22 protein-coding genes are annotated in these 18145 nt (G+C 69.2%); 5 read left to right on the forward strand and 17 right to left on the reverse strand.

Annotated elements, in window-relative coordinates:
• Window positions 1-55: 55 nt before the first annotated feature.
• Window positions 56-1288 carry an NAD(P)/FAD-dependent oxidoreductase gene (locus ACNAVT_RS12385; protein WP_416295731.1) on the reverse strand — a complete coding sequence of 411 codons (1233 nt, stop codon included), beginning with the start codon at window positions 1286-1288 and terminating at the stop codon, window positions 56-58.
• Between the two features lie 79 nt (window positions 1289-1367).
• Between ACNAVT_RS12385 and ACNAVT_RS12390 the strand changes: the two genes are divergently transcribed.
• Together ACNAVT_RS12390 and ACNAVT_RS12395 are read left to right on the forward strand one after the other, a co-directional pair.
• Window positions 1368-1796: a MarR family winged helix-turn-helix transcriptional regulator gene (locus ACNAVT_RS12390; protein WP_357112327.1), complete on the forward strand. Its 429-nt coding sequence runs from the start codon at window positions 1368-1370 to the stop codon at window positions 1794-1796.
• Window positions 1793-3040 (forward strand): MFS transporter, encoded by a 1248-nt coding sequence (locus ACNAVT_RS12395; protein ID WP_416295733.1) that lies wholly within the window; start codon window positions 1793-1795, stop codon window positions 3038-3040. Before ACNAVT_RS12390 ends, ACNAVT_RS12395 begins: the two co-directional genes overlap by 4 nt.
• 1265 nt (window positions 3041-4305) lie before the next feature.
• Here ACNAVT_RS12395 and ACNAVT_RS12400 read toward each other — a convergent pair.
• The 6 genes from ACNAVT_RS12400 to ACNAVT_RS12425 all read right to left on the reverse strand — a co-directional run bounded on the left by ACNAVT_RS12400 (window position 4306) and on the right by ACNAVT_RS12425 (window position 7651).
• The gene (locus tag ACNAVT_RS12400) at window positions 4306-4533 is read right to left on the reverse strand and encodes a hypothetical protein (RefSeq protein WP_416295735.1); all 228 of its coding nucleotides are present in this window, start codon (window positions 4531-4533) and stop codon (window positions 4306-4308) included.
• 137 nt (window positions 4534-4670) lie between these two features.
• Window positions 4671-4820: a hypothetical protein gene (locus tag ACNAVT_RS12405; protein WP_416295737.1), complete on the reverse strand. Its 150-nt coding sequence runs from the start codon at window positions 4818-4820 to the stop codon at window positions 4671-4673.
• A 367-nt stretch (window positions 4821-5187) separates the two neighbouring features.
• Window positions 5188-5889, reverse strand: a complete 702-nt coding sequence (locus ACNAVT_RS12410) for a hypothetical protein (protein ID WP_416295739.1) — start codon at window positions 5887-5889, stop codon at window positions 5188-5190.
• 2 nt (window positions 5890-5891) lie between these two features.
• Window positions 5892-6269 (reverse strand): PadR family transcriptional regulator, encoded by a 378-nt coding sequence (locus tag ACNAVT_RS12415; RefSeq protein ID WP_416295741.1) that lies wholly within the window; start codon window positions 6267-6269, stop codon window positions 5892-5894.
• Window positions 6270-6601: 332 nt separating this feature from the next.
• The gene (locus tag ACNAVT_RS12420) at window positions 6602-6952 is read right to left on the reverse strand and encodes a DoxX family protein (protein WP_416295743.1); all 351 of its coding nucleotides are present in this window, start codon (window positions 6950-6952) and stop codon (window positions 6602-6604) included.
• Window positions 6953-7102: 150 nt separating this feature from the next.
• Entirely contained in the window at window positions 7103-7651 is a 549-nt protein-coding gene (locus ACNAVT_RS12425) for a YciI family protein (protein WP_416295745.1), read from the reverse strand.
• Between the two features lie 179 nt (window positions 7652-7830).
• On the opposite strand from ACNAVT_RS12425, the gene ACNAVT_RS12430 reads away from it, so the two are divergent.
• Window positions 7831-8214, forward strand: coding sequence for a VOC family protein (locus ACNAVT_RS12430; protein ID WP_416295746.1), 384 nt, complete (start codon window positions 7831-7833; stop codon window positions 8212-8214).
• 145 nt (window positions 8215-8359) lie between these two features.
• On the opposite strand, the gene ACNAVT_RS12435 is transcribed toward ACNAVT_RS12430, so the two are convergent.
• On the reverse strand, window positions 8360-8860 hold the full coding sequence (locus ACNAVT_RS12435; RefSeq protein ID WP_416295748.1) for a hypothetical protein: 501 nt from the start codon (window positions 8858-8860) through the stop codon (window positions 8360-8362).
• A gap of 315 nt (window positions 8861-9175) precedes the next feature.
• On the opposite strand from ACNAVT_RS12435, the gene ACNAVT_RS12440 reads away from it, so the two are divergent.
• Window positions 9176-10096, forward strand: coding sequence for a tetratricopeptide repeat protein (locus tag ACNAVT_RS12440; protein WP_416295750.1), 921 nt, complete (start codon window positions 9176-9178; stop codon window positions 10094-10096).
• A 118-nt stretch (window positions 10097-10214) separates the two neighbouring features.
• Here the strand turns inward: ACNAVT_RS12440 and ACNAVT_RS12445 are convergent, their stop codons facing one another.
• Window positions 10215-11360, reverse strand: coding sequence for a hypothetical protein (locus ACNAVT_RS12445; RefSeq protein ID WP_416295752.1), 1146 nt, complete (start codon window positions 11358-11360; stop codon window positions 10215-10217).
• A gap of 123 nt (window positions 11361-11483) precedes the next feature.
• Window positions 11484-11636: a hypothetical protein gene (locus tag ACNAVT_RS12450; protein ID WP_416295754.1), complete on the reverse strand. Its 153-nt coding sequence runs from the start codon at window positions 11634-11636 to the stop codon at window positions 11484-11486.
• 170 nt (window positions 11637-11806) lie between these two features.
• Here ACNAVT_RS12450 and ACNAVT_RS12455 point away from each other — a divergent pair, with 170 nt between their 5' ends.
• Entirely contained in the window at window positions 11807-12370 is a 564-nt protein-coding gene (locus ACNAVT_RS12455) for a GNAT family N-acetyltransferase (RefSeq protein WP_416295756.1), read from the forward strand.
• A 133-nt stretch (window positions 12371-12503) separates the two neighbouring features.
• Here ACNAVT_RS12455 and ACNAVT_RS12460 read toward each other — a convergent pair whose 3' ends face one another.
• The 7 genes from ACNAVT_RS12460 to ACNAVT_RS12490 all read right to left on the reverse strand — a co-directional run bounded on the left by ACNAVT_RS12460 (window position 12504) and on the right by ACNAVT_RS12490 (window position 18092).
• A complete protein-coding gene (locus ACNAVT_RS12460) occupies window positions 12504-13079 on the reverse strand; it encodes a TIGR03086 family metal-binding protein (RefSeq protein ID WP_416295758.1) in 576 nt (191 codons plus the stop codon).
• Complete coding sequence (locus ACNAVT_RS12465) at window positions 13066-13533, reverse strand: SRPBCC family protein (protein WP_416295760.1); 468 nt, start codon at window positions 13531-13533, stop codon at window positions 13066-13068. Before ACNAVT_RS12465 ends, ACNAVT_RS12460 begins: the two co-directional genes overlap by 14 nt.
• Window positions 13530-13880 carry an ArsR/SmtB family transcription factor gene (locus tag ACNAVT_RS12470; protein WP_416295762.1) on the reverse strand — a complete coding sequence of 117 codons (351 nt, stop codon included), beginning with the start codon at window positions 13878-13880 and terminating at the stop codon, window positions 13530-13532. The genes ACNAVT_RS12465 and ACNAVT_RS12470 overlap by 4 nt, the downstream gene beginning before the upstream one ends.
• Before the next feature lie 141 nt (window positions 13881-14021).
• A complete protein-coding gene (locus ACNAVT_RS12475) occupies window positions 14022-15308 on the reverse strand; it encodes an MFS transporter (RefSeq protein WP_416295764.1) in 1287 nt (428 codons plus the stop codon).
• Window positions 15305-15880, reverse strand: coding sequence for a helix-turn-helix domain-containing protein (locus ACNAVT_RS12480; protein ID WP_416295766.1), 576 nt, complete (start codon window positions 15878-15880; stop codon window positions 15305-15307). The genes ACNAVT_RS12475 and ACNAVT_RS12480 overlap by 4 nt, the downstream gene beginning before the upstream one ends.
• A gap of 71 nt (window positions 15881-15951) precedes the next feature.
• Window positions 15952-16650, reverse strand: coding sequence for a response regulator transcription factor (locus ACNAVT_RS12485; RefSeq protein WP_416295768.1), 699 nt, complete (start codon window positions 16648-16650; stop codon window positions 15952-15954).
• A complete protein-coding gene (locus tag ACNAVT_RS12490; protein WP_416295770.1) occupies window positions 16647-18092 on the reverse strand; it encodes a sensor histidine kinase in 1446 nt (481 codons plus the stop codon). The genes ACNAVT_RS12485 and ACNAVT_RS12490 overlap by 4 nt, the downstream gene beginning before the upstream one ends.
• Window positions 18093-18145 lie beyond the last annotated feature (53 nt).

Consider the following 18145-nt stretch of genomic DNA (forward strand, 5'->3'; position numbering starts at 1 on the left):
CTCCCATCAGAGCGGTCGACCCGAGTGGCTGGTCACGGTGGATGTCTCAGGAGGTTCAGCGCCGGGCGGGAATCAGCGTCTTGAGCTGAACGTCGAGGTCTGCGGCGACCGTGCGCGGCACGGAGGCGCCGCCCTCGAGGATCTTGCGGACGGCCATGTAGTCGCGGGGCGCGTTTATCGAGTCGATGGCGATGAGCCGGTCGCCGCGGTAGTACAGGGCGGAGAACTGCTGGCTTTCCGGCTCGCCGCGCAGCACCACGTCGTCGTAACCGGAGCTCAGGCCGGCGATTTGGAGCTTGATGTCGCCCTGGTCCGACCAGAACCACGGGACGACGGACAGCGGGTCATGGACGCCGACGAGGGTCGCCGCAGCGGCACGGCCCTGGGCGATCGCGTTGGCGACGGACTCGATGCGCAGCAGCCCGTTCTCTGCTCGCAGCGCGGTGCAGTCACCGGCGGCCACGACCCCGGGCAGGCTCGTGCGGGCATGGGCGTCGATGACGATGCCGCCCGATGACACCTCGAGGCCCAGCTGCTCGGCCAGCGCGGTGTGCGCGACGAGGCCGATACCGACCAGCACGACGTCGGCGGGGAGGCTGGTCCCGTCGGAGAGCTCGACCGAGGAGACGGTGCCGGAGCCGAGGAACCCGACGACGCCGGTGTCGAGGAGGACCCGTACGCCGCGCTGCTCGTGCGCGTCGAGGTAGAACTGCGAGACTACCGGGGCGACCGCGCGCGCCATCAGCCGCTCGAGGGCCTCGACGACGACCACCTCCTTGCCGAGGCTGTTGGCGACGGCCGCGACCTCCAGTCCGACGAAGCCGCCGCCGACGACGACGACACGTCGCGCGTCGTCGAGGCTGGCGCGCAGCGCCGCGGCGTCGGAGAGGTCGCGCAGGTAGAACACGTTGCCGAGGTCGGCGCCCGGAACGTCGAGCCGGCGCGGCGTGCCTCCGACCGTGAGGGCGAGCTGGTCGAAGTCGAAGGTCCGGCCCGTCGCACTGACCGCACGACCCCCGGACGCGCCGAGATCGACGCGGTCGATCCACTCGCCTGTGACGACGCCGATGCCGTGGTCGGCGTAGTAGTCCGCCGAACGGAGCAGGAGCGACTCCGCCTCGGCCTTGCCCGACAGGTAGGACTTCGACAGTGGCGGGCGCTGGTAGGGGAGGTGCTCCTCCGCGCCCACCAGCGTGATGGGACACGTCGCTCCGAACTCGCGCAGCGACGCGGCGAGCTGGGCGCCAGCCTGGCTGGCTCCGACGATCAGGACTCCGGGATCCGTCATGTGCGCTCCTCGTGATGGTCAGACCATTAAACCATGAGACCGATGAACGTAGATAGTACGCAGTGCGTACTATCGCGCCATGGCATCGCACGGACCCGAGGAGGTCGACGCTCTCCGTCTCGCGGTCGTCCGGCTCGAGCGCAAGCTGCGCAAGAGCGCCGGGACTGGCGAGGTCACCCCGTCGCAGTTCTCGGCGCTCTTCGCGCTGGATCGGCACGGGCCCTTCCGGCTCGGCGAGCTCGGCCGACGCGAGCAGATCGGCAAGTCGACCGTCACCCGCCTGGTAGTGACGCTGGAGAGCAAGGGCCTGGTCAGCCGCACCGTCGACGACCTCGACGCGCGCAGCAGCATCGTCGCGATCACCGACGCCGGCCGCCGTCTGCTGGTCCGCCTCGCCGAGCGGTCGAACGACTACCTGCGCAACCGGGTGGCCGAGCTAGACCCGGCCGAGGCCGACCGGCTCTTCGACGCCGTCGGTGCGCTGGCCAAGCTCGGTGCTGCGCGGTGAGCGGATACCTGTCGGCGACGTTCAGGTCCATGCGGCACCGGGCCTACCGGCTGTACTTCACCGGTCAGATCGTCTCGACGGTCGGGACCTGGGCGCAGAAGGTCGCCCAGGCCTGGCTGGTCCTCGAACTCACCGGGTCGGGCACCCTGCTCGGGGTCACCGTCGGCCTGCAGCAGGCCCCGACCCTCTTCCTGACGCCGTGGGCCGGGATCATCGCCGACCGGATCGATCGGCGACTGATGCTGCTCTGTACCAATTGGGCGGCCGCGGTGCCGGCGGCGGCCATGGGTGTCCTGGTGCTGCTCGACCGGGCCGCCGTCCCCGCGATCATGCTGCTCGCTGTGCTGATCGGCATCGTCGAGGCCTTCGACAAGCCGGTGCGCCACACCTTCGCCGCCGACATCGTCCCGACGGAGGACGTCACCAACGCGGTCGCGCTGAACGCGACCATGTTCAACGCGGGCAAGGTGCTCGGGCCGGCCGCGGCAGGCGTGGCGATCGGCTCGGCCGGCCTTGCGGTGACCTTCCTCTTCAACGTCTTCTCCTTCCTCGTCATGATCGTGGCTCTCACCCGGATCCGACCCGACGAGATCCGGCCGCGCGACATCCGCCCGAAGAAACGCGGCGCGCTGCGGGAGGGCGTCGACTACGCCCGTCGTACGCCGGTGATCGCGACGGCCCTGGTGCTGATGACTGTCACTGGTCTTGTCGCCTACGAGTGGAACACCGCGGTGCCGTTGCTGGCTCGGGAGTTCTCCCCGGACGCCGCGATGATCGGCTACTTCTTCGCCGCGATGGGTGCGGGTGCGATCGCCGGCAGCCTGTCCCTCGCCGGGATCCTGGTCGCGGCGCCGCGGACGTTCCTAGGTGCGGCGACAGCGTTCGCGGCGGCACTGGGAGTCGTCTCGCTGGCACCCTCGACGTGGACGGCGCTGGTGGCGATGTTCGTGCTCGGGGCCGTCGCCACCACGTTCCGTGCGCTGGCGGCCTCGCTCGTCCAGCTGGAGTCTGAAGCGGTGGTGCGCGGCCGGGTGGTCTCACTGCTGATCATGGCGATCAACGGCACCTCACCCATTAGCGGGCCACTCATCGGGTGGATGTCGCAGACCTACGGCGCCAGGGTCGCCATCGGCACCGGCGCCGCGATCTCGCTGCTCGCGGCGCTCGCGAGCTGGCGCTACCTGGCACAGGCGGCGCCGGAGCGGTTCGCGGTTCCCGAACGCGCCGACCGCACGCATGTCTGATGCTGGCGGGGCCTGCCGTTCGCCGCCGGCACAGCCGGCGATGTCCCTTGACACCTGTGGCGCATGGTGAGGTTGCGACGCAGAACCCATGGCTCGCCCATGGTCTGGCTCCGGACCTCAAGGCAGTCCGTGTCGCGAACTACATCAAGACCCTGCGCCGCGATCTGTTGAACGCGACATCAGCCGACCACGCCACACACTGGCTCACCTGGCGACGCCGTCACCAGGCCCGCGCCCGCTGGTTCCACCAACGCACACGACTAGACCGCGACTACGCCCTGGTCAGATAGCAACTGGCGGCTGCCGTACTAGCCTGGTCATATCGAGGGCCTCCTGTGTTTCCTGAGGGCCCTTCATATGCGGGGCCGCGTCTACACCGCCGAATCCGCGTCGATCCCTGCCGTTGATGGCCCTCGGTGGTTGTGACTGCGGACTTATTCCGCCCGCCCCCGGTGCTACCGCGCCCGCAGCCGGACTCCCACCCGCAGTTGGTTGGGTGCCGGCTGCTGCCGGCAGGGGCCGGAAACGCCGCGGTAGCCGCGATCGCAGGAGGACCGGGTCCGGCGACAGCGCCCTGGGAGCGGCGCCCGCGGCCGCCCCCCAGGGCACCCCGACCGCCTCTGGCAGGGCGGCCAGAAGTTCACCCTTGGCGGGGCATCGCCATCTGGTGCCACGTAGGCCCACAGCTCGTCGAACGCGTCGCGCTCCTTGTTTGGAGTGCCAGCGGAGCCGATGGCAAGTAGTAATCCGTGCTGGGTAGGGCTCGCTGGCAAGCTCGAGCCACACGCGGGCTCCGAACCCGAGAGGGGCACCACCATCTGACCGAACCCAGGAAACACCCGCGCGGGGGGTGACAGCACAACCTGTCACCGCCGGCGCTGCTTTCGGGCTCAGGACAGCAACCAGCCCGGCTGATGTGCGTACTGAAAAGTTGAGCGGCGCAAACCCGGCCGAACAGGTCCACCGAGAGATTTCACAGCCCAGGTCAGAGCGCCGGTCACTGAAAAGCTCGGAGAGAGCCGACAACGGCCCGGCATTGAGGAATGCCCAGCGTGGATCATAGGTCGGATCCGCTCTGCGGAGTGCCACATCCTTGTTGATCTGCTCTCTGATATGAGAACTGAGCGGCACCTCGACCCGCTGCGTCACCTTCTGCCCCGGCGCGACCTCAACCGTGCGGTACTGCTGGTACATCTTTACTTCGACCGCGACGGTTTGCCCGTTCGAGTTTACAGGAACGTCGACTTTCCGGCCGCCGGTCCTGGTCACCGGGAAGTCGGATCGGAGTTGGTCGCTACCGGATAATGCGTCTCGGGTGCACCGCCCCACAACTCGCGGACGTATTCCTCGGCGCGCTGCCACCGCCGTTTCTTGTCGCGGGTGCGGCGTACCTGGTTGAGCGTCCGGGTGGTCCTGCCCGGTGGCAGGGCACGTTGAGCGGGTGGGCGGCCCAGCTCGGCAGCCTGCGCGTTGATCTCCTGCCCGTGGGACACGCTCTGGGCGCTGCCGCCGGACCGGCCCCGGCGAGGTGAGCCGGCGCTGTCGGCATCGCCAGGTTCGGAGTGCGGATGGGACGACGTTCCGCTGCCGCCGTGCCCGCCGCTGTGGGCTGTTCCGGGTGATCTGGCCATCACCTTGCCCCAACCGTCAGCAGCCGGGTTGGATCGGTGCGACTCATGATCAGTGTGGTGACCAAGGCCAGAATGCCGCCGGCCCACTCGACCACGCTGGTCGACACGATGGTCAGCTGGAGCAACCCGTTGTCATTGGCCGCGGTCACGTGCCGATCCCTGCAGACGGTCACTCATGGCCCTGGGTGCCGGCCGCAAAGGGACCGATGCGCCCTTCCGTGCCGAAGCCACTCCGTGGCGCCGCTCGGATCCAGCAAGGCAACCGCCTCCCCGGCCTTCCTATCTGGACGGTCTGATCGGTCGGCATGACCCGTTCCGCCCGGGAAGGCTACCGCAGGCCCCTACCGCCGGGTTGCCCGTCGACCGCCGGGGAGTGGTCGATCGGCGCCCGGCGGGGACCCCTCCCCCGACGAGGCAATCGACTACGGCAGCGCTGCGCCGCGTGCCGCAGACGTGGCCGCTGCCGCAGGGGAGCGCTGGGCTAGTCAATGCCCACGTCGTCGCCCCCCGAGGTTCTCAGCGGGGTGCCGAGCGTAGCGGAGGGTAGTCCGTGGGCGGTGCGTCAGAGGTCTTCTCATGGTCGCGCAGCGACAAGTGACGGGCCAGAACCGTCGCGCCGCCAAGTGCGGCAAGGACCATGCCGACTTCCGCGAGCAGTACCTCCGGTGCCGTGCTGTAGCCAGTGGACCAAGCGAATGCCATGGTGATCGGCGTGATGAGAACGCCGGCCGCCGGCATCAGCAGGCTCATCAGCCGGGCTGTCTTCCGGACCTGGGGCAGGTCGCGCAGCCGGAGCCGAACCGCGATGACTGCTCCTGCAACCACCACGGCCGCCGGCACGCCGTAGTAGACGGCGACGGCGACCTGGATCGGTACCTCGATCGAGCGGGGGATGTCCACCATGCGTACGAACAGCGGGTACACCGCGACCAGTAAGCCGTAGCCGAGCACGCCACCGATCAACGCACCGATCAGCGCGGTGCCGAGAAGGCGGCTGTAGTCCCGGCGCACTCGCCGGACACCGGCCTCGTCGGCGAGCCGTCGGGCAAAGCCGGCCACGTCACCGCCGAGCAACTGCACTGGGTCGACCCCGTCCGCCGCCGCAGCCTGCAGGTCGAGGCGCAGATCGGCGGCGAATGCCGCGCGGTCGGCCGAACCGACCCCGTATGCGCGCCAGGCTTGGTCGGCTTCGGTCAGGACGCTGTCGATGGTATCCACGGTCAACTCCTCGTAGGTTTGTGGCCGGGCACGGTGAGGATGGCGCCAACGGTGTCGACGAAGCGGGCCCACTGTGTCTGCCATGCGTCCAGGTGGGTGCGACCGGCCCCGGTCAGGGCGTAGACCTTGCGAGGCGGGCCGGTCGGGCTGGCCTGCTGTTCGTCAGCAACAAGGCCGAGGCGGCGCATCCGGGTCAGCAGTGGATAGATCGTGCCGTAGCTGATCGCGCCGAAGCCGGCGGCCTCCATCCGCCGTGCCAGCTCGTAGCCGTGGGCAGGTTCGCGTGCCAGCAGTGCCAGCAGGCACATGTCCAGCACGCCGCGAAGGAGTTGGGTCTGCCGGTCGTTGTCATCAGTCGGCTGGTTTTCCGCCGCTATCATGCGGCACATAATACTCCGCTAGTCGGTACCGCGATATACCGAATCGCGCATGGTGGTGTGCGGGATCGGACTCAGGTCCTCATCGTGGACCGACTGGTCGGTGGCGTACTGCTCCTTGGCGGCGCTGGTCAGGGGCGAAGGCCTGCGGCCCACAGCGGCGACCTCAGAGAGGAACGCGGCCACCGAGCCCTGCGCGTACGCGGCAACGACGGCAAGGTCGTCCTCATCCCACTTCCACCGGCGGTGGCCGGGGCCCTCGATCGAGGGGCCGGTCCTTCCAGGGCCGGTCGAGACAGCCGTCCCAGAATTTCGGCGCTGATGATCTCCACGGATCAGTGGTGGTAGCTCAGGTTCAGGGCCAGTGCGGCCACCGCAGTGGAGAAGAACACGGCCCATCCCAGCAGTTGGCGGGAACCCACTCGCAGGTGTGCAAAGAGCGCGCCGAGGAAGTACAGCACGAGGCCAGCGGCGGCGAGTGTGCCCAGCAGGGGCACGGCGAACCCGGCCAGCAGCCCCAAAGAGCCCGCCGCCAGCAACATGCCCAACACCGGTACCCACGACCGTGGCACGCGCTTCATGTCCGCCTGGGCCTTTGGATAGTCGTGGCCGATCAGGTAGGTGATGGCGGCGATGCCGTTGAAGATGGAGGCGAGAATAGTAACCGTGAGGTAAGCGGCGAGCATGCTTCATGGACGAGCTAGCGCTCTGGATGTGACGTGCCGTGCTGTGACCTGAAGCACAAGCACTGGCGAGGCTCCGCTCTCGCCGCCCGTTGCGATGACCGGCGTTCCAGGCCATCGGGCACGCTGGGCGCGTTCACAGCAGGCCTCGGGTCAGGACGGCCGCCCGCCAAACTGCCAGTTGTGCACTTCGATGTCGGCGTATCGGTCCGAGGTCAGCGCGGCGCGTGCCTTGTTCGGATCCGGCGCCTGGACAAGCACCGCCGTGCCCAGCCAGGTGGCGCCGTCGTCGGACAGCAACGGCCCGTACGCGATCAGCCCATCCCGGCCGGGCGGCACCGCGAGGTCGGCGCCCTGCCCCGCGCCGAGACCGAGCACCAGGTACCGGTTGCCACCACTCCGGCCTCCAGGGAAGTCCCACATGGTGCGGCCGAGCACGTTGCGCCACCGGCGCAGCAATACGTCGCGGTACACGCCGGCCTGATAGTTGGGCTCGTCGAAAGCGAACGTGCGTGCGGCGGCAGGATCGGGCAGGTCGACGATGTGCACGCTGCCGGTGGGTACGCCGCCGCTGGCAAAGGTCGGACCGCGAGCGATGATTTCGCTCGAGTAGCGATCCATGTAGGACCAGTGCTCTTCTCGCAGTTCGGCGCGCAGCGGCATCGAGTTGGCCCGGTCGCGGTGGTAGCAGAAGAACTCCATGCCCAAAGTCTGACCTGCAAGCCAGACACCGACGCGGACGGGGAGCACCTGGCCCTCTCACCGCCCGGACAGGGCCGCAACATGTCCGATTGATCCACGACGAGGCGGTGCACGCCCACCATCGTGGGTGTGAGAGAGCGTCCGTAGACATGGCCGGGGCCATCCGACAAGCTGCGAGCATGCGATCTCGAACGGCCGGCATGTGGTGGGGAACCGCTATCGAAGCGCCGGACCCCGGTGGGTTGGCGAAGTTCTACTCCGAGCTGCTCGGCTGGCCCATCGGACACGAGGAACCAGGAACGGCCATTCTCGCCGCTCCCCAGGGACCCACCTATGTCGTGTTCCAGCAGGCGACCGACTACAAGGCGCCCGTGTGGCCGCCCGTCGACGGGCAACAGCGCCCCATGATGCACCTCGACTTCCAAGTCGCTGACCTCGATTCCGCGGTTGCCGAGGCGGTCGCCCTCGGGGCCACGGTGGCCTCGGTCCAACCGCAGGAGAACGTCCGAGTGCTCCTCGACCCAGCCGGCCACCCCTTCTGTTTGTGCCTTGACAAGGACTGATCACACGAGCGCCCATCGCCAGAATCGTGGTACGCCGCCATCATCGTTGGCACCAACGCCCTGCCCGCATTGCGTGTTCGTGTAGCTGGCTTCCTGAGCGTAGGGATGGGGGAGAGGTGTCCTCTTGGGTGCGCTTGCCACGGCCTCAGACGTAGCCGATCGGGCAGCCGTGGCGCAGCGAGTGCTCGGCGGCCTGCAGGTAGACCGCGACGTAGAACGTGACCGGGTCCTCGATGCTGGTGCTCAGCGCGAGCCCGCCGCGCGGCAGGTCGGCGGGCAGGCCGATCTCGGCGGCCATCGGTGCGACCGCGTCGCGCAGCCGGTGGGAGCTGAGGACGTGAGTCTGTTCCTCGTCGTACGCGTTGCCGGCCGGCAGCGTGATCAGGCCGTCGAACGACACGGGGATGAACAGGGTGGCGTCGAGCACCTCCTCGGCGCCGTGTCGGGCGCACAGCTCGGCGAAGCCGTCCATCTCTGGCGAGATCTTCTCCTCGAAGCTCTCCTCGGACGGTACCTCCCGTGGCGGTCCGGGATAGGGGCCGAGGCCGCGCTCGGCGAGAGCGCCGTCGAGCAGTGAACGGATGCCGTACGTGACTTCGTCCTGGGCCCAGCTGTCGGGCCCGATGTCGACCAGATAGATACCCACGTGGGCACGGTACTGATCTGGAACGACGAGCTCGAGTCGGGTGGTGCCACGACAACCCGTGCGGACTGCCGCACCGGTACGGACAGTGACGCGGCGAGTGGATTGCGGCTGGAAGAGCGGGCCCGGCACAGCCCGGGACCGATATCGCGGCAGATGCGAGCATCTACCTGGGTGGGGGACACAATCCAGTCGACATCACCCGCATGGAGATCGCGAACAGGTCCGCAGTCCTTAACGCCAACCTCCAGTTCGCGCAGCTCGACTGACCCCGGCCGAAGACCGGCAGGCCAGCCGTACGGCGATAGGCTGTCGATCATGTCGACGACGGGAGCGTTCGCCCTCGCCCGGGTGATGGCCCACTGCGGCGGCTCGCCCGTTGCGGCGACGAGCTTCATCGCGCGGGCCATTGCCGCCGATCCGCGCGATGCGGAGCCGTACTCGGCGCTGGAGAACCTGCGGCGCGAGCTGCCCGACGAGATCGCGGCCGTCGTCGCGGCAGCGAACACGATCGGACCGATGCTGACCCGTGCCTACTTGTCCTTCGTCGACGGCGACATGGACGAGGCCGCGATGTTGCTCGGCGCGGTCACCGGCTACCAGCCGGACGTCCCGTGGGCGGCCGCGCCGTGGTTCGGCGACGAGCGATTCCTCGGCGCGGTGACCCCCGCCGCCCTCGCTGAGGCCACGATGCGCATCCGTGACTACGACCGCGACCTCGACACCGACGCCGTCCGCGACTGCCTGGCCCCGTGGTTCCGGGCGATCGAGGCGGTCTGCGACCGGGACGCGGACCCCGACGCGATGGCCCGCATGGCGATCCTGCTGCCCGCGTGCGGCCGCACCGACGCCTCGTTCACCTTGTGCGATCGGGCCGACGCCGTGCGGCGCGTGATGTTCACCGAGGTCGTCCGCGCCGGCACCTGGCGCCAGGTCGGCAACCGTGCGGAGACGGCCGCAGCCTTCCGGCGCGCCCTGGCGCTCGACCCGACCAACTGGTCGCTGTACCTCGACCTGGCCGATCTGGCCGCCGAGGAAGGCGACTTCGCCGAGGCCGCCGCGCTGGCCAGCCGCGGCGAGGGGCTCGAACCGGACGACATCACGATGCGGGCGGCCGCCGGCGCGTACCGTGCCCGCTCGACGGGATCGGTCGCCGACCTGAACACGTTCACCGAACTGGCGCCGCAGGTGCCCGAACCCTACCGCCGGACGCTCATCGACTACGCCCGCGGCACCTAGGGCATCGCGCGGGTCTCGATGCTTGCCAGTTCCGGCGCGGCTTCGAACGCCGCGCCGCCGGACCACGCCACCGCATGGCTCCCCGCGGCCGGGCGTTCATCCGACCTGCAGGGGCCGTCTACGGGGAGATCCGTACCTCCACCGAGTTGATGAACCACCGGAAGTCGGACGTGCTGTGGATGGACACGTCGTTCGTGCCGCTGGCGTCGAACGAGCGCGTTCCGGCGCAGACGATCACGGATTGACCGGCGGGCACCGGTCCTGCGCTGAACAGTTGGGCGAAGTAGTGCGCACCGCGGGTCAGGTTCTCCTGCAGGAAGTTCCCGTCGTCGTCGGTCTGCTTGTCGAAGGCCGACATCTCGGCGTACGAGGGCTCGGACACGTTGGGGTGCAGGACGTCGAGCATCAGGAAATTCCGTTGGCCTGTGCTGGAGTTCGACCAGCCCCATTCGTCGGTCGTTTTCAGGCGGTGTGTTCCCTGGACACATTGCGCGTCGATGAGGACCTCGATCAGGCCGGTGGTCGGCGGCACGTACGCGAATGCGATCGTGCTGAAGCCGTCGCCGGAGGCGTAGTCGAAGTCGCCGGCGTCGCTGTCGTCCATGGTGATGGAGATGCCCACGTCTCCGAGCGACGGGTTCAGCGTGTGGATGCGATCGACGACGAAGTTGTCGTTGCGTACGGGGACGAACCCGAAGTTGAATCCGAAGAACGGCGGCCGGAAGACCTCCCAGTGGTGCGGGTCCTGGGGGTCGTCCGGTTCGAAGACCCCCCAGGGGAGGGCGCGATCGTGGAAGGGGGACAGGCGCAGCCACTTGTCGAGGTTGTTCGCGAGGTGGAATCCGGGGCTGATGTTGTCGCCGGCGGTGAAGACGTCGGAGATGGCCCGGTGGTAGTCCGTCGCTATCGCGATGATCGCCTCAGGCCGGACGTCTCGGCTTCGCAGGAACGCGTCGGCCTTCTGTTTCCGGGCCTTGTTCAGCTTGGCGTAGCTCGACGTCAACCCCTGGGGCGGCTGAAGCAGGTCACGGACGGTCATCCGCTCCCGTTGCATCAGTTCCCTCAGGTCCGCCCAGGTGTCGTCGCCCAGCAGGCGTCGCAGTCGGCGGCTCGCATCGGCCGACAGTTTCGCGGCTCTGCTGCCGCGCTTCTTGGTGATCGTCCGGAGATGCTGCTCTCGCTCCTCCGCTGCCGCCTCCGCTGATCGCTGGGCTGCGATGGGGAAGCGGCGGAGGTTTCGAACCGACTTGCAGGTGCTGACCATGGGAACCACCCGATTAGAGCCTTCCTCCATGCTGCTGCACATCGCTGCGGGTGGCCATACCGGTTGTGCCATGTTGGCAACGCCACATTTCCTCGCATACGGAGCTAATCGGACCACGGATCGTCAGCGCGTGCGGTCCGGCTGCGCCGACGCGATGCGGAGGAATTCCCGTACCAGCGGTTCCTGGGCACCGTCTCGGGACACGAGGGAGAGTTCGACGATGTCGGCGTGGTCGGTGAGGGGCCGGTACGCGGTGAGCGGGTTGGCCGAGCGCACCGTGACATTTTGGTACGAGGGTGACGCCGAGACCGGCGGGTTTCGGGGCAACGGGGAACGGGCCGGCACCAGGCCGCACCCGTCTCTATATCCTGCGACGTCATGGCGACGCCCCCGGTTGCCGAGGAAAGCCGTTGGGCTGCCCGACTTGCTTCAGGCATGATCGACTTGTGGACACCTACCTGGAGACCGAGCGCCTGGCCCTGCGCCGTTTCACTGCCGATGACGCGGACCTGCTGATCGAGCTGGACAGCGACCCGGCGGTGATGCGCTACCTGACCGGCGGCAATCCGACCGCGCCGGAGCTCGTCCGCGAGCGCTACCTCCCGAACATCCTCGCCGGCTACGAGAAGTGGGACGGCGACCTCGGACTGTTCGCCGCGCACGAGAAGGACGGCGGCGCGTTCATCGGCTGGTTCATCCTGCGTCCCGAGCCGGAGGGACCGCTGGACGAGGTCGAACTCGGCTACCGTCTGCGGCAGGCGGCTTGGGGCAACGGTTATGCCACCGAGGGCTCGCGGGCCTTGCTGGGCAAGGCGTTCACGGAGCTCGGTGTGCGCATGGTCTGGGCTGAGACGATGTCCGTGAACCACGGTTCGCGCAACATCATGGAGAAGCTCGCATTGACGCTCGCAGGCACCATCCCTACTCCCTCCGACATGGAGATGATCGAGGGCTCCGAGCATGGAGGCGTACGGTACGAGATCACCAAGGAGCAGTGGGAGCGGCAGTAGCCACGGTACGAACGGCCGTTCTGCATCCACGCCCACCGGAACCGGTAGGTGGACGGCAGGAGTCGCACCAGGTTGAACCCGATGCCCGCCACGGACCTTTTGATTCCCGTCAACGGAGTTCGAGCGCCGACCACTAAGCGGGCGTCCAGAACGGGTCACGGCCGATGTATCCGACGAGCCGGGTCTGGGCGTCTGCATCGGCGGGGGTGGGTACGCGCGGGCCGTACTGTCCTGACGAGCGGAGCACGTCGTCGAGTGGCTCCATCCCGGCCAGGAGCATTTCACAGAAGTCGGCGTCGAGCCGATCGTCCTGCCCGGTGGCGCGGGCCAGGTCCCACGTGTGCATGAACACGTCGGTGGTGTAGAACCTGTCGATCGCCTGGTCCAGCGGCACCTCGCCGACATGTCGGTTGACCAGCATCCGTTGCGGGGTTCCCGGATCGTCCAGCAGCGCCTGAACCCCATCGCAGTGTGCCTGCCAGGCGGCGACCGGGTCGTCGTCCACGCTCGGCCCACCGGGCAGATCGACGCCGGCGCCCGCGGCGAGGAACGACGGGAGCCATTCGACGAGGTGGCGTACCACGTCACGGGCTGTCCAGTCGGCCACCGGCGAGGGGGCATCCCAATGTTTGGTGGCGCGGACGCGGTCGGTGAACGTGGCCGAGATGTGTCGGTGCCGCTCTGCGGGATTGAGGTCAGACAGCGCCACCGGCCAGCATCCTTTCGAGCTTCGCGTATCCGTCTTCCACGCCGATCTCCATGCCGCTCCTCAGCCAGGCGTCGCGGCTCTCGAAGCTGTCCACAAGAGACTGTGTACGGAGCCTGGTCCGGCCGTTGCCGAGGTCCTCGAACCAGAGCGTCTCCAGGGCCACCCCGTCGGGGTTGCCCTCGAACGTGAACGTCTGCACGATGCGATCCGGCCGTATCTCATGGAAGCAGCCGCGGAAGCCGAACTCGTCACCGTCCCTGACGGACGCGAACCGGAAGCTGCCGCCGGTACGCGCGTCCCAATGATCGATGCGCGTCCGCATGGTGTCCGGGCCGACCCACTGGGCGAAGAGTTCCGGGTCGGTGTGTGCCCGCAGCAGTTGCTCGGGCGTGGCCTGGAAGTCGCGTGTGATGCGAATGATGGGGATCGTGGGATCCGCCTCCACCGTTGTCATGACTGTCGCTCCTCGTCGTCGTCCGTCTCGTTCATCGCGGCCAGCACCCGGTCGAGGCGCTGGTAGCGCTCCTCGGCCTGGCGGCGGTACCGCTCGATCCATTCGTCCATCAGATCCAACGTTCCGATCTCCAGGTGCACTGGGCGTGGCTGCGGGCCTGGCGACCGGCTCACCACACCCGCCTCCTCCAGCACCCGCAGGTGCTTGTACACCGCCTGCAGGCTCATCTGGTACGGCTCGGCGAGCTGGTTCACCGTGGCGTCGGCGACCGAGAGCCGCGCCACGATGTCGCGGCGCGTCGGGTCGGCGAGGGCCGCGAAGACCTTGGACAAGGTGTCGAGCGGCATCGGACCCCTTTCAACCGACTGGTTTAAAGTCACGCTAGCCGGCCGATGTGACGCGGTCAAGGGACAGCGGCCCGAGCTTCCGTCGCCGAGATCCGTCGGTCCTCAGCCGAGGCCAGGGACGGAGATCCCGTCCCCGGGTCGTCAGCCGGACCGGGTCTCGGCGGTCGTCGCCGATCCCTCCGGCTGCCGCTGCTCGGGGACCGGCGGTCGGCGCATCGCCCGCCACGGTCCGCCGAGCAGCGGAGTGAGGACCACCAGCAGGTAGCAGGTGCCGACGGTGAGCAGGGTCGCGGTGGTGCCGAACCGGTCGGCGGCCACCCCGGCGCCGAGCGCGCCGAGCGGCATGGCGGCCCAGCAGCCTGCGCCGATCACCCCGTACACCCGGGCCCGCATGTGCGCGGGCACCCGTTCGAGCTCCACCGCGCCCATCAGCGGGTTGATCGCGCCGGCGGCGAGCCCGGCCAGCGCGAAGACCGTGGCCACGACCGGCAGCGGTGGCGCGGCGGCCAGCGCCCAGAACGGCGGCGCTCCGGCGAGGGCGAAGGCGGTGACGAAGGTGGCCCGCCGGGGCAGCCGGTGTCCCACCGCGCTGAACAGCAGTGAGCCGGCCAGCGCGCCGCCACCCATCGCGCCGACCAGCAGGCCGAAGGCGGTGGCCCCGCCGAGGTCGCGGGCGGCGACGACCGGCAGCAGCACGTTGCTCTTGGTCGCGTCGAAGAGGTTGGTCACCAGCACCAGCAGCACCATGGCACGCAGCAGCGGTTCGCGGACCAGGAAGCGCAGCCCGGCCAGGAAGTCCCGCCAGTAGCCGCCGGAGGCCGCCGCCGGCTCGCCGGACGGCCGCATCGCCGCCGGCACCAGCATCGCGACCACCAGCGCCGAGACGGCGAACGTGGCCGCGTCCACCGCCAGCACGGGCAGCGCGCCGAGCGTGCTGACCAGCAGGCCGGCGACCGGCGCCCCGATCAGGCGGGCGCCGCGCTCGGCGGCCTCGAACCAGCCGATCGCGCGCTCGATGGGTACGCCGGCGGCGGTCGCCGCCTCGGGCAGCAGCGCGGTACGGGCGGTCTGGCCGGGGGTGTCGAGCAGGCCACTGACGAAGACCAGCCCGAGCAGCACCGGGAAGGGCAGCCCGACCGTGGCGTGCAACGCGGGGACGGCGGCGACCGTCACGCCGGAGACCACGTCGGCGAGGACGCTGGCCCGGCGGTAGCCGATCCGGTCGACGAGCACCCCGCCGAAGGCGCCGCCGAGCACCACCGGCGCGGTGGCGAACGCGCCGGCGAGCCCGGTGGCGGCCGGGGATCCCGTCTCGGCCAGCACGTAGAGCGGCAGCGCGATCAGGGTGAGCATGTTGCCGGTCAGCGAGACCACGTGCCCGCTCAGCAGCCCGATCAGCGGGGTCCGGCGCGGCGGGGCCGGCGTCATCGTTGCGCGTCCCGGAAGGCGTGGACGATCAGCGCGACGCTGCGGGCCTCGGCTCGGTTGGCGTCGCTGCGGGCCTGCCAGCGCTCGGACAGGGCGGCCAGGTCGGCCCGCAGTTCCACCAGTTCGTCGCTGGTCAGGTGCAGCGTGGAGTCGCTGCTGGTGGTGCCGCGTACCCACGCCGGGTCGAGGGTGCCCTCGGCGTCGAGGTAGGCCCGCAGCCGGTCGACGTGCCGGTCGAGGATGGCGCGGCGGAGCAGGTCGGAGGCGGCCTTGCGTTCCGGGTCGGCGAGCGCCTCGACCAGCTCCCAGGAGGTACGGGCGTGTGCCGCCCGCCACCAGCGTTCGCGCCGGTCGCGGGCCAGTTCGGGGGCCTCCCGGACGAAACCGTGCTCGGCCAGTTTGCTCAGGTGATAGCTGACCGAGCCGACCGCCTCGCCGGTGACCTCGGTGAGCATCCCCACGGTCTGCGGGCCGCGCACGCGCAGCTCGCCGAGCAGGCGCAGCCGGGTGGGGTGGGCCAGCGCCCGCATGGCGCGGGGATCGGTGAGGTGCAGGGTGGGTTCGTCCGCCATGCCGCGAGACTAGACCGACAAGACCTGATGTACAAGAAGCCTTGTATTAATGGCGGTGATGCCGCTCATGATCACTGCCGCGGGCTGACCAACCCGGTCTGGTAGGCGATGACGACCAGCTGTGCACGGTCGCGCGCACCCAGCTTCACCATCGCGTGGCTGACATGGGTACGGGCGGTAGCCGGACTGAGGAACAGCTTGGCGCCGATCTCGTCGTTGCTCAGCCCATGGCCCACCAGGGCCAGTACCTCACGTTCGCGTTGCGTCAGCACCGCCAGCCGTTCTTCCCCGGCCTGGGTGGCGATCCGTTCCGCCGTGAACTGGGCGATGAGGCGCCGGGTGATCCGCGGCGCGAGCAACGCCTCTCCAGCGGCGACCACCCGGATGGCATGCAACAACTCGGCCGGCCCGGCGTCCTTGAGCAGGAAGCCGCTCGCGCCGGCTTGCAGCGCCTCGAAGACGTACGCGTCGGTGTCGTATGTGGTCAGGATCAGCACTCGGACCTGCTCGAGACCGCGCGTCTTGGCGATCTGGCCGGTGGCCTTGATCCCGTCCATCTCGGGCATGCGGATGTCCATGAGTACGACGTCGGGCCGGGTGGCGCGGGCCCGCTCCACGGCCTCGGCGCCGTTGGAGGCCTCGCCCACCACCATGATGTCGTCCTCGACGTCGAGCAGCCCCTTGAACCCGGACCGCACCAGAACCTGGTCGTCGGCGAGCAGCACCTTGATCGGGACACTGCCGGACGACGACGTGGCCGTCGTGCTCATTGGTGCGCCGTTCCGGCCGGAACCAGCGGCAGCCGCGCCCTGACCTCGAACCCGCCGGACGGCCGCGGCCCGGCGGTCAGCTCTCCGCCCAGGAGCCCACAGCGCTCGCGCATTCCGACGATCCCACGGCCCGGCTCGGCCGAGCTGCCGATGGCGGCCCGGTGCTCGGCCCGCGCCTCCGGGTCCGTGGTGTTGTCGCCCGAGGCATTCTGTCCGTCCTCATTGGCCACTCGGACCTCGAGGCTGTCGGTGCCGTAGTCGAGCGCGACCGTCACCCGGGTCGGGCCGACGTGGCGGATCACGTTGGTGATCGACTCTTGCAGGATCCGGTAGGCGGTGGTGTCGACCGTGCTCGGCAGTGGCGCCGCCGACGAACTCACCTCGAGCTTGATGTCGAGTCCGGCCTCGCGCGCCACCGTGGTGAGTTCGTTGATCTGGCCCAGGCCGGGGTGCGGCACTCGCCCGTTGTCCGGAGAGCGAAGCACCCCGAGGATCGCCCGCATCTCGTGGAGCGCCTGGGCGCTCGTCTGCTCGATGATCACCAGTGCCTCGCGCGCCCGTTCCGGTCGTTTGTCGAGCAGGTACGCGGTGACGCCGGCCTGCACGTTGATGATCGCGATGGCGTGCGCGACGGTGTCGTGGACCTCGCGCGCGATCCGGAGCCGCTCGGCGTCGACCCGTGAGCGCGCTTCCTCCTCGCGGGTCCGTTCGGCCTGGCGAGCACGCTCCAGGGCTTCGGCTGCGATGACCCGCCGAGACCGGGCTGACTCACCCAGGGCAGCGGCCATGATCGACGCCGCGATCCGGAAGAACACCCATCCGATGGCTGCCTTCGGCTCGATGTCGGCCGCGGCGATGAGCCAGCCGGTGGACAGCACGGTGACGCCCACGCCGGCGATCATCAGCGACCTGCGCCCGTCGCCGTAGGCGGTCAGCGTGTACAGGGCGACGAAGAGCCCGATCCATCCGGGCCCGTCCGAGAAACCGATGGCGAAGTACAGCAGGCTGACGAGAGCGGTCGTGATGAACACCGGTGCCGGCCATCGGCGGCGCATGGCCAGCACCAGGCCGCTCACGATCAGTAGGACATATCCCAGGTGCCCGAAGTCGGTCAGCGGGCGTGATCCCACCTCCTCGGGTTTCGCGAGCGTGCCCTGGACCTGCATCACGGCGACGAAGAGCCCGAGCAGGACGTCCTGTGCCAGGGGAGGCAGACGGAATGGTGCTGCTCGGCGTTTCATGCCGCGATCATAGTGGCGGCGCGCGGGCGACCGGCTACGACGACGGGCGCGACCAGGTACGGGCCGCCTACGCAAATCTGCGTAGGGAATGCCATCTGCTGCCCGAGGACGTTCGCCGATCGCGGCGCGATGATCACTTCCGTGACTCGACCGATTGCAGTCCCCATGAGTGATGCGGTGTCCGCGCGCGACATTCGCCAACGCTCACCTGGCGCGCTGCGGCCGGGACCGCTGGGCAGGCTCGGGGCTGCCCA

The sequence above is a fragment of the Micromonospora sp. SL4-19 genome (assembly GCF_047921475.1).
Classification (GTDB): domain Bacteria; phylum Actinomycetota; class Actinomycetes; order Mycobacteriales; family Micromonosporaceae; genus Micromonospora.

Coding starts and splice junctions, on each gene's coding strand:
- ACNAVT_RS12430 (WP_416295746.1), top strand. CDS start 7,831: ATGCGATCTCGAACGGCCGGCATGTGGTGGGGAACCGCTATCGAAGCG.
- ACNAVT_RS12425 (WP_416295745.1), bottom strand. CDS start 7,651: ATGGAGTTCTTCTGCTACCACCGCGACCGGGCCAACTCGATGCCGCTG.
- ACNAVT_RS12470 (WP_416295762.1), bottom strand. CDS start 13,880: ATGCCGCTCGACACCTTGTCCAAGGTCTTCGCGGCCCTCGCCGACCCG.
- ACNAVT_RS12485 (WP_416295768.1), bottom strand. CDS start 16,650: ATGAGCACGACGGCCACGTCGTCGTCCGGCAGTGTCCCGATCAAGGTG.
- ACNAVT_RS12385 (WP_416295731.1), bottom strand. CDS start 1,288: ATGACGGATCCCGGAGTCCTGATCGTCGGAGCCAGCCAGGCTGGCGCC.
- ACNAVT_RS12415 (WP_416295741.1), bottom strand. CDS start 6,269: ATGATAGCGGCGGAAAACCAGCCGACTGATGACAACGACCGGCAGACC.
- ACNAVT_RS12445 (WP_416295752.1), bottom strand. CDS start 11,360: ATGGTCAGCACCTGCAAGTCGGTTCGAAACCTCCGCCGCTTCCCCATC.
- ACNAVT_RS12390 (WP_357112327.1), top strand. CDS start 1,368: ATGGCATCGCACGGACCCGAGGAGGTCGACGCTCTCCGTCTCGCGGTC.
- ACNAVT_RS12480 (WP_416295766.1), bottom strand. CDS start 15,880: ATGGCGGACGAACCCACCCTGCACCTCACCGATCCCCGCGCCATGCGG.
- ACNAVT_RS12465 (WP_416295760.1), bottom strand. CDS start 13,533: ATGACAACGGTGGAGGCGGATCCCACGATCCCCATCATTCGCATCACA.
- ACNAVT_RS12440 (WP_416295750.1), top strand. CDS start 9,176: ATGTCGACGACGGGAGCGTTCGCCCTCGCCCGGGTGATGGCCCACTGC.
- ACNAVT_RS12420 (WP_416295743.1), bottom strand. CDS start 6,952: ATGCTCGCCGCTTACCTCACGGTTACTATTCTCGCCTCCATCTTCAAC.
- ACNAVT_RS12475 (WP_416295764.1), bottom strand. CDS start 15,308: ATGACGCCGGCCCCGCCGCGCCGGACCCCGCTGATCGGGCTGCTGAGC.